A 12,164-nucleotide genomic window follows, 5' to 3' on the forward strand; every position below is an offset into this window, starting at 1 on the left:
GGCCCCGCCCTGGATCTTGACGCGTTCTTAGCGCCGGGCCGGTCACGGCTCGAAGCGGTACCCCATCCCGGGCTCGGTGATCAGGTGCCTGGGCCTGGACGGATCCGGTTCGAGCTTGCGCCGGAGCTGGGCGAGGTAGACGCGCAGGTAGTTCGTCTCCGTCTCGTAGGACGGCCCCCACACCTCGCGCAGCAGCTGCCGCTGGCTGATGAGGCGGCCGGAATGGCGCACCAGCAGCTCCAGGACATGCCATTCGGTCGGGGTCAGCCGGACGTCGGCGCCCTCCCGGACGACCCGCTTGGCGGCGAGGTCGACGGTGAACGCGTCGGTGCTGACCACGACGCCCTCCTCGACCGGGGCGGCCCGCCGGATCGCCGCCCGGAGCCGGGCCAGCAGCTCGTCCATCCCGAAAGGTTTGGTCACATAGTCGTCCGCCCCCGCGTCGAGCGCGGCGACCTTGTCGGTCGAGGCGTGCCGCGCCGACAGCACGATGATCGGCGCGCTGAGCCAGCCGCGCAGACCGCGGATCACCTCGGTGCCGTCCATGTCGGGCAGGCCGAGGTCGAGGATCACCACGTCCGGACGGCGTCGCGCGGCGAGGTCGAGGGCAGCCCTCCCGTCGGGGGCGGCCAGGACCTCGTATCCGCGGACCTTCAGGTTGATCCGCAGCGTCCGGACCATCTGCGGCTCGTCCTCGACCACGAGCACCAGCGTCATCGGTCCTCCACGTTCGGCCCGTCCTGCGCTATCGGCAACGCGAACACCATGGTCAGCCCTCCGCCGGGAGTGTCGCGCGCGGCCAGCGTCCCGCCCATCGCCTCGGTGAAGCCGCGGGCGACCGCCAGGCCCAGCCCGACGCCGGTGCCCTGCGGAGCGTCGCCGAGCCGCTGGAAGGAACCGAAGATGCGGTCTTTGTCGTGGTCCGGAACACCAGGCCCGTGATCGACGACGTGGATCTCGATGTGGTCCCGCTCGACACCGAAGCGCAGTTCACTGGCCGCCACCAGGACCCGGCCCGCGCTGTACCTTACGGCGTTCTCCACCACATTTGCGATCGCCTGTTCCAGCAGACCCGGATCTACGAGCACCTGCGGCAGCGTCTCGGGCACGTCCGCCTCGACCCGCGCATCCGGCACCCCGGCGAGCGCGAACGGGACGATCTCGTCCACCGCCGCCGGACGGGTGAGCGGGGCGACCGCGCCGGTCTGCAACCGGGTCATGTCCAGCAGGTTCGCGATCAGCCGGTTCAGCCGGTCGGCGGACTCCTCGATCGTGGCGAGCAGTTCCGCGCGGTCTTCCGGATCCCAGTCGACGTCGTCCTGGCGCAGGCTGCTCACGCTCGCCTTCACCGACGCCAGCGGGGTCCGCAGGTCATGGGAGACCGCCGCCAGCAGCGCCGTCCGCACCTTGTCGGTCTCGGCGAGCTCGCGGGCGCGGGTGGCCTCGGCCTGAAGCCGCTGCCGGTCCGCCGCCGCCGCGGCCTGATGGGCGAACGCCGACAGCACCCGCCGATCCGTGTCCGGCAGTACCCGGCCCCGCACCGCCAGCAGCAGTTCGTCCGTGACCGGGAGCAGCATGTCCGCCTTTCCCGGATCGGTGCAGTGGTCCTCACCTGAGAACCCCACCACCGACCAGCCGTGCCCCGTCCCTTCCAGCAGGCTCACCGACGACAGCGCGAACGTCTCCCGAGCCTGCCGCAGCAGGTCCGGCAGGGTGTCCTCACCACGCAGGACCGTCGTGGACAGCCGGCTCAACGTCACCGACTCCGCCCCGGACTGGGAGGCCCAACGCCGCCGCCGCTCCGACAGATCCACCACCAGCGACACCGCGACGGCCACCACCACCCAGAGCACCAAGGCCAGGACATGCTCGAAGTCGGCGATGTTCAACGTGTAGTACGGCGGGGTGAAGAACCAGTTCGTCAGAAGGTTCCCGGCGACCGCGGCCAGCAACGCCGGCCCGAGCCCGCCCACGACCGCGACGAGGACGGTGAACGTCAGGAACAGCAGGAGCGTGGACGCGAGGCCGATCTGACTGCGCACCGGCGCGAGCAGCAAGGTCAGCAGGGGTGGGCCCGCCAGCGCCAGCGCCCACCCGGCGATCAACCTCCGGCCGCTCAGCGCGCCGTCCGACGGCCTCCTCATGGTGCCCCCAGCGTACGCCGGACCCCGGACGCCCCCCGCGAACACCTCGCCGCGATGCGAGCGAGCCGGACCGCTGCCGCTTGAGAGGTCAAGAGATATCGCGATCGCGACGACCGCGGCGTAGCCGAAGCCGTAGCCCACCACCGATGTGGGCGGGAAGTCGGACGGCTTGATGACCGGGAAGTTGAGCAGCCCGAGGCGCAGCGCGCCGGTGTTGAGGACGGCCGTGGACACGAGGAGCGCCAGGGCGAGCCCGCCAGGTGCGCGAACGGTGCGGCGACATCGTCGCGATGCTGGGGTTCGGGTGCCGCGGTCGATCCCGAGATCGCCGCCACCAGGCGCCACCCTCGTGTCCGTGCTGCTGGAGTGACGCCGGTGGTAAAGATGCTTCATGCGGCTAGAGATATTGGTGTCCGTCACCTCTTTGATCGGTGTGGGGCTGGGCGGTGGCCTGTCTTATCTGGGGCAGTTCACCGCCCAGCGGCAGGCCGTCCGCCATCAGGCGAACGAACTGGCGGACCGGCGGCGGACCGAGCGGCTCGCGGTGCTGCGCGAGTTCATCGAGGCGGTCCAGCGAGCCGAGCGCACGGCCGGCGAGAAGGAGGACACCGACGCCTGGTGGGCCAGGTCCGAGGACGCCATGGACGCGGTCTGGATCCGGCGGAGCATGATCAAGCTGATGTTCGGGCCGTCCCTCGGCGACCTGGCGCAGGAGAACGCGCGCGCTCTGAACGCGGCGATGAACCGGGACTTCGACCCGGACGACTCCACGGCGCGGTGGGCTTTCACCGAGCAGCTCGAAGGGCCGAGAAACGCCTTCCTGCACGCCGCGCGCGCCGAACTCGGGTGACGGGCCGGAGCCCTCAGACCGCCTTGAGCGCGTTGATGACGCTGACGAGGTGCCGGCGCGCCGCCCGTTCGGCCGCCTCGGGGGCGTGCGCGCAGATCTCGTCGATGATGGCCAGGTGCTCGGCCAGCGACACGTTCGGGCGGCCGGGGACCAGGGCCAGCTGGAACTGGTGCCGGACGTTCTGTGCCCGCAGCCGCCGCAGCACGCCGGCGGCGGTCGCCTGGCCGCTGATGTCGACGATGCGCTGGTGAAGCGTCTTGTTCAGCTCGGAGTACTCCAGAACGTGCCCCTGGGCGACCGCGGCCCGCATGGAGTCGCCCAGGGAGCGCAGCTCGGCGATCTCCTGGTCGGTGATGAGCTCGGCGGCCTTGGCCGCGCACAGGCCCTCGACGGCCATGCGGACCTCGGAGATCTCGATCGCCTCCTCCAGGGTCACCGCGCGGACGCGTGCGCCCCGGTGCTGGACGCGTTCGACCAGGCCCTCGTTGGTCAGCTCGAACAGCGCCGCGCGCACGCCGCTGCGGCTGGCGCCGAACTGCTCGGACAGGTCCGCCTCGACCAGACGCTGGTTGGGCGCGAAGTCCCCGCGGGCGATCGCCTCGCGGATCGCGTCGGCGACGTCCCGGCTCCCGGGGGCGTCCGTCGTCTGGTCGTGCGCTGGCATGTTCCCTCGCTCGCGGGCCTGCGCCGGGCGCACGCCCCTCTCGTCGCCACGCGGATCGTCGGCGATCCCAACCGGTGATCGATTCTAGGGGTCCGCCTCGCCGGGCGGGCACCTTACCCGTCCGCCGGCCGGCGGCCTCCCTTGGCCTGCTGGACGAGCCGGTAGATCCGGGCTCGCAGCTCGGCGAAACGGGGGTCGGAGCGGGTGGTGAGCTGGTCGCGCTCGACCGGCAGGTCGATGGCGACCTCCTCCAAGACGACCGTCGGCGAGTTCGACAGGACGATGACGCGCTGCCCGAGATACACCGATTCGTCAATGTCGTGGGTGACGAAGAGGACGGTGACCCCGAGGCGCGTCCAAAGCGCCCGGACGAGGTCTTCGAGATCGGCGCGCGTCTGGGCGTCGACCGCGGCGAAGGGTTCGTCCATCAGCAGGATGTGCGGCTCGTAGGCGACCGCCCGGGCGATGGCCACGCGCTGCTGCATGCCTCCCGACAGCTGCCAGGGGTGGGCGTCGCCGACCTCGGCCAACCCGACGGCGTCCAGGGCCTCCCGCACGAGCCGCCGCCGCTCCGCCTTCGGGACCCGCTTCTCCTTCAGCGGGCGTTCGACGTTCTGGCGCACCGTCATCCAGGGGAACAGGCTGCGGCCGTACTCCTGGAAGACCACGGCCATGCCCGGGGGAGGGCTCGTCACCCTCCGCCCTTCGAGCACCACCTCGCCGGACGTGCAGTTCAGGAGCCCGGCGACGCATCTCAACAGGGTGGTCTTGCCCGCGCCGGAGGGCCCGACGATGCAGACCAGTTCCCCCGTTCCGACGGCGAAGGTCAGGTCGCGGACCGCTTCGACGCCGCGTCCCCTGCCTTCGTAGACCTTTCTCAACCTGCGGACGTCCAGGAGCGCCGTAGAGGTGTCCGGGCTCGTCGCGCCGAGGGGCGTGGTGGTCATCTCAACTCTCCCGCTGCGACCGGCGCAGGCCGGTGTACCAGCTCAGTGCTCGGGTCTCCACGAGCTGGAAGACGGCCGACAGGACGATGCCGATGAGCCCGAGCAGGATGATCCCGGTCCACATCTGCGGGATCGAGAAGCCGCGCTGGAACTGGATGATCGTGAAGCCCACCCCGTTGCTCGCGGCGAACATCTCGCTGATCACCATGAGGATGATCCCGATGGACAGCGCCTGCCGCGCGCCGGCGGCGATCTGCGGGCTCGCGCCCCGCAGCACCAGATGGACGAGCCGGGAGTGCGGACGCATCCGGTAGCAACGGGAGGTGTCGCGCAGCACCTCGTCCAACGCGCGCACGCCTTCCACCGTGTTCAGCAGGATCGGCCAGACGCATCCGGAGACGATCACCAGGATCTTCATCCCGTTGCCGATGCCGGCGAACAGCATCAGGACCGGTACCAGCACCGGGGACGGGATCGCGCGGAAGAACTCCAGCACCGGTTCCAGGAAGGCCCGGAGGACGCGCACCGAGCCGATCGCGACTCCGAGCCCGACCCCCAGGATCAGGGCCAGGACGTAGCCCGCGGACAGGCGGGCCAGGCTGGGCAGCACGTCGCTGGTGAGCCGCCCGTGGAACCAGGTGTCGCCGAACGTGCCGAGGATCCGGCTCAGCGGAGGCCAGAAGAAGTCGGTGCTGTTCTCCGTCGCCGCCCACCATGCCGCGACCAGCGACGCCGGCACCGTCACGAGCAGCAGGACCCTGCGCAGGAAGCCCGGGACGTTCACGAGAACACCTCCCGGCGGATCGACGGGTGCCACCGCAGGGCGCGGCGCTCGGTGGCCCGGGCGAGCAGGTTGACGACCACGCCGATCAGGCCGACCACGATGACCAGCGCGTACATCGACGCCACGGCGCCGGAGCTCTGCGCGACCGCGATCTGCCTGCCCAGCCCCGGCGAGCCGATGACGAGCTCACCGGTGATCTCCAGGATCAGCGCGACCGCCGCGCCCAGCCGGAACCCGGTCACCACGTACGGCAGCGCGGTCGGCCAGACCACCGTCCGCACCCGGGACAGCGGACGGAACCGGTAGGACCGGGCGGTCTCCCGGGCCACCGGATCCACGTCCCGCACGCCGTCCAGGACCTGCATCAGGACCTGCCAGAAGGAGGCGTAGACGACCAGCAGAAGCGTCGAACGCATCTCGGTGCCGTACAGCAGCACGGCCAGCGGGATCAGCGCCACCGACGGGATCGGGCGCAGGAACTCGATCGTCGAGGACATCGCCGCCCGCACGATCGGGACACCGCCGATCAGCAGGCCCAGCACGACGCCCGCGAGCATCGCGATCCCCAGGCCGATCACCCAGCCGCGCAGCGTCTCCAGCAACGACAGCCAGAACGCCGAGGTCCCGGCCTGCTCGGCCAGCGCCGAGACCATCTCGCTGAACGGTGGCAGGAAACGCTCGTTCACCAGCCCCGCGCGAGGCACCGCCTCCGCCACCGCCATCACGCAGCCCAGGCCCGCGAGGCCGAGGACCCACGCGGGGACAGGGCGGCGACGTCGCCCATCCCGGCCGCTCCCGGCCGCGTCCGCCGTCACGGAAGGAGCTCGCCGACGTCGGGGGCTTTCGTGATCAGCCCGTCCTGCACGGCCAGGGTCGAGAGGGTCTGCAGCGAAGCACGGTTCACCTGCGCGGGGTAGGTCGGAAGCGTGAGCGAGCCGGTCAGCGACGGGTCGATCTTGGTGTAGGTGCCGAGGATCTTGCGCACCGCGTCCGGGTTGCCGGTGGCGTACTTCAGGGACTTCTGCATCGCCGCCGTGAACCTCTTGACCAGTTCCGGCTTGGCGGCGGCGGTCTTTTCTGATGTGAAATAACCGGCGACGGTGAGGTCCGGAGCGGTGTCCACGTAGTTGGACGCGACCAGCCTTCCGCCGCTCTTCAGCGCGGTCGCCAGGAACGGCTCGACGACCTGGACCGCGTCGACGTTCCCCTTGTCGAGTGCGGCGAGCATGTCCGGGAAGGCCAGTTCTGTGAACCTGACGTTCTCGGCGTCCCCGCCGGCTGCCCGGATCGAGGCCCGGACCGTGGTGTCGTTGATGTTGTTCAGGGTGTTGACCGCGACCCGCTTTCCGGCGAGATCCCTTGCGGACCTGATCGGGCTGCCGGACTTGACGACCACCCCTCCGAAGTCCTTGCCCCTGACTCCGGTCGAACCGGCGCCCGGCGCGACGACCTTGAGCGGCAGTCCCTTGGACTTGGCGATGATCAGCGACGTGTAGTTGCTGAACCCGAAGTCGACCTGACCGCTGACGACGGCGGGCACGATGGCGGCGCCGCCCTGGGCGGAGACGAGTTCCAGCTTCAGCCCCTGCTCGGCGAAGAAGCCCTGCCGGTCTCCGAGGTAGATCGGCGCCACGTCCACGATCGGGATGACGCTGACCTTCACCGGCGTGGGGCCGTCACCGGAGGCGTCCGAGCCCCCTCCACCTCCGCAGGCGGCGAGAAGGAGGGCGGACGCGGCCGCGGCCAGGGCCGCGCGGATTCTGATCACGGTGCTTCTCCAGGACGTCGGTCGAGGGGCGGGACGGTTGACGTCAGCACTTGTCACGGACCGGACCGGGTGCGGCCGTCCCCCCGAAGGCGCCGCTGGCGTGAAGCAGATGCTACGAATTCGCCGACGAGATTGTCAACGATTTGGTCGCCAAAGTAGGTCCTAGATTGCACGCCAAATTGTTGACAGTTCTCGAGAATCGTGGTGGCGCCCAGGATCCTGGCTGAGCCCGCCCCGGAGCTTGCGCGCATCCCGCATCGAGGGCCCGCCTGTGCGGACCGCGGCGGTGATCGTCAGCGGGGGACGCTCGTGGTCCCGCGTACCACGAGCCGTGGTGTCAGGACCACGTCGCGGCGTGCGGTGCGGCCTTCGTCCAGTCGTTCGACCATGGCCCGCACGGCGTGTCGTGCCTGGTCGAGGGGCTGCTGGCCGACGGTGGTGAGGTTCACGTGGGCGAGTCGCGACAGCGTGCTGTCGTCGTATCCCGCGATGGACACGGCCTTCGGGACGTCCACGCCGCCGCGCGCGAGGCTGTCGAGCAGGCCGACGGCCGAGCGGTCGTTCACGGCGACCACGGCGGTGGGCAGGCCGGGCCCGTCGAGCAGGGTGCGGGCGGCGGCCATTCCCGCCTCCTCGGTGTAGTCGCCGGCGATGATCCGCACGTGGTCGTCCAGGCCGTTGCGGCGCATGGCGGTCCGGTAGCCGCGGCGACGGTCGGACGCAATCGTTCCGGCGCCGCCGTCCAGGTGCGCGATCGTACGGTGCCCCAGCTCGGCCAGGTGGTCGACCACCTGGCCCACTCCCTGGTCGTCGGCCGTCCGCACCACGTCCAGGTCCGGCGAAGCGATGCGGCGCCCCACCGCGACCACCGGCAGCTGCTTCCCGAGGGCGGCCAGTCTCGGTGCCGGGAGTTCGGCGCCGATCAGGACGAGGCCTTCGCAGCGGAACTCCAGGAGCTTCTCGATGGCCCGGCGCTCGTCATGGGTGCGGGTCACGGTCCCCAAGGCCAGCTCATAGCCGAACTCGTCGGCGGCCTCCTGGAGGTCCTCGACCAGTTCGGCGTGGAAGGCGCTGCGCAGCGTCATCGTGACGCCGAGCAGATGCGTGCGGCGGCGCGCGAGCATGCTCGCCGTCCGGTTGTGCCGGTAGCCCAGCTCGGCGGCCGCCTCAAGGACGCGGGCCCGTGTCGGAGCACTCGCGCCGGGTGCGTTGCGGAACACCAGCGAGACCAGCGCCTTGGACACCCCGGCCCTGGCGGCCACATCCCGCATCGTCGGGCGCCTGGCCGGCTCTGACGCGTTCGCGGCGACCTGGGGGGTGTCGGGTCCTGTCGCGTCCAGCTTCTCTCCCTGCCGAATCTCATTCTCCTGTCGCAGTGCCGACAGTAGCACGGCCGGCATCGGAAATCGATTTCTCCTAGACCGGTCTAGGTTGCCTCTTGACGGGCCACCTAGACCGGTCTAGTTTCAAGGACCCAAGAGCCGGTGACGCACATCACTGTCGATCATTCTCGCACGTCAGAGGGCTGTTTCGATGGTGTGCCGACAAATGCCGGCGATAGTCGAGGACCGTCGTAAGGCGCGTGGCCGATTCGTGTAAGGAGAACGCTGTGAAATCGTCGATCGGGGTCGCGGTCATCGGTGCCGGCATGGCGGGCCGCGCGCACGCCCAGGGATACCGGTCCGCGTCGACCGTGTTCGCCGCGGGACTGCCCGAGGTCCGGCTGGTCGCCATCGCCGACGTCAACGAGGACCTCGGCGCGGACGCCGCGCGGCGATACGGCTACGAGCGCGCGGAGACCGGCTGGCAGGCGATCGCCGCGGCGCCCGATATCGACGCGGTGAGCGTCGTGGTGGCCAACACGCTGCACCGGGAGATCGTCGAGGAGCTGCTGGCGGCGGGCAAGCACGTGCTCTGCGAGAAGCCGCTGGCACCGAGCGTCGAGGACGCGCGGGCGATGGTGAAGGCCGCCGAGAGGTCCGGCCGGGTCGCCGCCGTCGGGTTCAGCTTCCGCAGGTCCCCGGCGATCGGCGCGATCCGGGAGCGGGTGGCCGCCGGGGAGCTCGGCCGCCCGCTGCACTTCAACGGCCACTACTGGTGCGATTACGGCTCCGCCGCCGGCGCGCCGATGAGCTGGCGCTACAAGGGCGGGCCCGGGTCGGGCATCCTCGCCGACGTGGGCAGCCACCTCGTCGACCTGGCCGAGTTCCTCTGCGGTCCGGTGGAGTCGGTCAACGGCGCCGTCCTGTCCACGGTGATATCCGATCGCCCCGTTCCGCTCGGCACCGCGATCGGCCACGCGGGCGGCGTGGAGCTGAGCGACCGGCGCGAGCCGGTGGAGAACGAGGACGTGGCCACGTTCACCGCGACGTTCGCCGGCGGCGCCGTCGGCACGTTCTCGGTGTCCCGGGTCGCGCACGCGCTGCCGAACGCGCTGGGCTTCGAACTCTTCTGCGCCGGCGGGTCGGCCGCGTTCGACGTGTCCCGCCCGGCCGAGTTCACGGTGTCCGACTCGGCGGCCGGGGGCCACCGCAGGGTCCTGGTGGGCCCTGAGCACCCGTACATCGCCGGCGGGCTGGCCATGGACTTCCCGGGCGTGTCCCACGGGGTCAACGACTTCTTCACCTATCAGGCGCGCGCGTTCCTGGAGCAGATCGCCGGAGTGGACGGGCTGCCGCCCTGCGCCGGCTTCGCCGCCGGCCTGCACAACCTGGAACTGCTCGACGCCGTTGTGGAATCCGCCGGCCCAGATGGCGGCGCGCTCCCCGGCTGAGATCCGTCCCCGTCCGGGCGGAACGCCGCCCGAAACCGATCACGTCCCCTGGCAGGCACGCGCCTGTCCCATGACCACCGACACGGAGGCAAGCACCATGAAGCTGGGCGCCTATACCGCGTGCCTGGACGACAAGCCGCTGCCGCAGGCCCTGAAGCTCCTTCACGAGCTCGGGCTGACCGGCGCCGAGATCAACGCGGGCGGATTCCGCCCCTCACCCCATATCCCGGCCGCGCGGATCCGCGAGAGCGCGGCGGCGCGGGACGACTACCTGGGGCTTTTCGAGGACGCGGACATCGCGCTGACCGGCCTGAACGTCAACGGCAACCCGCTGCACCCCGATCCGGAGGTCGGGCCCAGGCACGCGGACGACCTGCGGGAGGCGATCACCACGGCCGGGCTGCTCGGAGTGCGCCGGATCGTGGCGATGTCGGGCCAGCCCGCCGCCCACGCCGGGGGCACCGCGCCGTCGTGGGCCGTGATCCCGTGGGACAGCGCCTACCTCGACGTGCTGGAGTACCAGTGGAACGAGGTGGCGATCCCCTTCTGGAAGGAGATCGACGCCCGGGCGCGGGACGCCGGAGTCAAGGTTTGCATCGAGATGCACCCGCATAACCTGGTGTTCAACCCGGCGACCCTGGAACGGCTGGTGGCCGAGGCCGGTGCGACCCACGTCGGCGCCGAGATGGATCCCAGTCACCTGTTCTGGCAGGGCATCGACCCGATCGCGGCCGTCGAGCACCTCGGCCCGCTGGTCTTCCACGCCGCCGCCAAAGACACCCGAATCAATGAGAACTGCCGCGTCAACGGCGTCCTGGACGACCGGTTCACGCGGATTCCCGCCACGGAGAACCCGCTGGGGATCGGCGGCCGCTACACGGTGACCCGGTGGCCGGAGACGCCGTCCTGGGAGTTCGTGGCCGTGGGCCGGGGGCACGGCCGGGACTTCTGGAGCCGGTTCCTGCGGGCGCTGCACGACGTCGACCCGGACATGGCGGTCAACATCGAGCACGAGGACGAGGAGTTCGACCAGGTCGAGGGGCTGCGCCTAGCGGCGGAGGCCCTGACCGGCGCGGCCGAGGCCGCCGGCCTGTGACCGGACGGCCCGGGAAACGAGGACCACGTCACCGGCCGGGCAGTCGCGGCCGGGGCGGGCGGAAGTAGGAGGCGCAATGCGCAAGGCAACAAGAACACCGGCGAGGTTCAGAACGGGCAGACGCGCCGCCGGCGCCGTGCTCGTCACGGCGCTGGCCCTGTCCGCGTGCAGCAGCACCGGCGGTAAGCAGGCACGGGAAGAGGCGACCGGGGTCGCGGCGGGAAAGGCCGACACCCCGCGCATGAAGATCACGATGATCACGCACGCGCCGTCCGGCGACACCTTCTGGGACATCATCCGGAAGGGCGCCCAGGCCGCCGCCGCCAAGGACAACGTCCAGTTCCAGTACACCAACGACGTCGACCCGGGCAAGCAGGCCACCCTGATCCAGAACGCCATAGACAGCAAGGTCGACGCGATCGCGGTGACCCTGCCCAACCCCGGCGCGCTGAACCCCGCGGTCAAGAAGGCCGTGGCCGCGGGCATCCCGGTGGTGGCGTTCAACGCCGGAGTCGACGACTGGCAGAAGTCCGGCGCGCTGATGTTCTTCGGCCAGGACGAGACCGTGTCCGGTGAGGCCGCCGGCAAGCGGCTGAGCGCCGAAGGCGCCAAGAAGGTCCTGTGCGTCGTGCAGGAACAGGGGCAGGTGCAGCTGGAGGCCCGCTGCGCCGGTGTTCAGAAGGGCTTTTCCGGGACGACCGAGAAGCTCTACGTGACCGGCACCAACATGCCGTCGGTGAAGTCCACCATCACCGCCAAGCTCCAGACGGACAAGAGCATCGACCACGTGATCACCCTCGGGGCGCCCATCGCCCTGACGGCCGTCCAGTCGGTCAAGGACAGCGGCAGCAAGGCGAAGGTCGCCACCTTCGACACCAACTCCCAACTCGTCAAGGCGCTGCAGGACAAGGACGTCCAGTGGGCGATCGACCAGCAGCCCTACCTGCAGGGATACCTGGCGATCGACTCCCTGTGGCTGTACAAGGCCAACGGCAACGTCATCGGCGGCGGCCAGACCACGCTCACCGGCCCGTCCTTCATCGACCAGAGCAACCTCGCGCAGGTCGCCAAGTTCGCGTCTGCGGGCACTCGATAGCGCAGCGCGCCCGTGGGGCCCCGCGCCAGAGGGGCCCCACAC

The 12,164-nt window shown here is 70.6% G+C and carries 12 protein-coding genes; 4 read left to right on the forward strand and 8 right to left on the reverse strand.

Features of this window, described 5'->3' with window-relative positions:
- Positions 1-42: 42 nt before the first annotated feature.
- Positions 43-717, reverse strand: a complete 675-nt coding sequence (locus ACQPZP_RS20905; RefSeq protein WP_433479275.1) for a response regulator — start codon at positions 715-717, stop codon at positions 43-45.
- Positions 714-2,378: a sensor histidine kinase gene (locus ACQPZP_RS20910; RefSeq protein ID WP_433479276.1), complete on the reverse strand. Its 1,665-nt coding sequence runs from the start codon at positions 2,376-2,378 to the stop codon at positions 714-716. The genes ACQPZP_RS20905 and ACQPZP_RS20910 overlap by 4 nt, the downstream gene beginning before the upstream one ends.
- 157 nt (positions 2,379-2,535) lie before the next feature.
- On the opposite strand from ACQPZP_RS20910, the gene ACQPZP_RS20915 reads away from it, so the two are divergent.
- A complete protein-coding gene (locus ACQPZP_RS20915; protein ID WP_433479277.1) occupies positions 2,536-2,994 on the forward strand; it encodes a hypothetical protein in 459 nt (152 codons plus the stop codon).
- Positions 2,995-3,007: 13 nt separating this feature from the next.
- Here the strand turns inward: ACQPZP_RS20915 and ACQPZP_RS20920 are convergent, their stop codons facing one another.
- The 6 genes from ACQPZP_RS20920 to ACQPZP_RS20945 all read right to left on the reverse strand — a co-directional run bounded on the left by ACQPZP_RS20920 (position 3,008) and on the right by ACQPZP_RS20945 (position 8,428).
- Complete coding sequence (locus ACQPZP_RS20920) at positions 3,008-3,658, reverse strand: GntR family transcriptional regulator (protein ID WP_433479278.1); 651 nt, start codon at positions 3,656-3,658, stop codon at positions 3,008-3,010.
- 113 nt (positions 3,659-3,771) lie between these two features.
- Positions 3,772-4,605, reverse strand: coding sequence for an ABC transporter ATP-binding protein (locus ACQPZP_RS20925; RefSeq protein WP_433479279.1), 834 nt, complete (start codon positions 4,603-4,605; stop codon positions 3,772-3,774).
- A 1-nt stretch (position 4,606) separates the two neighbouring features.
- Positions 4,607-5,389, reverse strand: a complete 783-nt coding sequence (locus ACQPZP_RS20930) for an ABC transporter permease (RefSeq protein ID WP_433479280.1) — start codon at positions 5,387-5,389, stop codon at positions 4,607-4,609.
- A complete protein-coding gene (locus ACQPZP_RS20935; protein WP_433479281.1) occupies positions 5,386-6,204 on the reverse strand; it encodes an ABC transporter permease in 819 nt (272 codons plus the stop codon). The genes ACQPZP_RS20930 and ACQPZP_RS20935 overlap by 4 nt, the downstream gene beginning before the upstream one ends.
- Positions 6,201-7,157 carry an ABC transporter substrate-binding protein gene (locus ACQPZP_RS20940; RefSeq protein WP_433479282.1) on the reverse strand — a complete coding sequence of 319 codons (957 nt, stop codon included), beginning with the start codon at positions 7,155-7,157 and terminating at the stop codon, positions 6,201-6,203. The genes ACQPZP_RS20935 and ACQPZP_RS20940 overlap by 4 nt, the downstream gene beginning before the upstream one ends.
- A 293-nt stretch (positions 7,158-7,450) precedes the next feature.
- Entirely contained in the window at positions 7,451-8,428 is a 978-nt protein-coding gene (locus ACQPZP_RS20945) for a LacI family DNA-binding transcriptional regulator (protein WP_433479283.1), read from the reverse strand.
- A gap of 338 nt (positions 8,429-8,766) precedes the next feature.
- Here ACQPZP_RS20945 and ACQPZP_RS20950 point away from each other — a divergent pair, with 338 nt between their 5' ends.
- From ACQPZP_RS20950 to ACQPZP_RS20960, 3 genes are all read left to right on the forward strand, one after another.
- Positions 8,767-9,930, forward strand: coding sequence for a Gfo/Idh/MocA family protein (locus ACQPZP_RS20950; protein ID WP_433479284.1), 1,164 nt, complete (start codon positions 8,767-8,769; stop codon positions 9,928-9,930).
- A gap of 70 nt (positions 9,931-10,000) precedes the next feature.
- On the forward strand, positions 10,001-11,026 hold the full coding sequence (locus ACQPZP_RS20955; protein ID WP_433479285.1) for a sugar phosphate isomerase/epimerase family protein: 1,026 nt from the start codon (positions 10,001-10,003) through the stop codon (positions 11,024-11,026).
- 76 nt (positions 11,027-11,102) lie between these two features.
- A complete protein-coding gene (locus ACQPZP_RS20960) occupies positions 11,103-12,122 on the forward strand; it encodes a sugar ABC transporter substrate-binding protein (RefSeq protein ID WP_433479286.1) in 1,020 nt (339 codons plus the stop codon).
- The last annotated feature ends 42 nt before the right edge of the window (positions 12,123-12,164 follow it).

Origin of the sequence: Spirillospora sp. CA-142024 (assembly GCF_050942325.1) — a bacterium.
GTDB lineage: Bacteria > Actinomycetota > Actinomycetes > Streptosporangiales > Streptosporangiaceae > Spirillospora.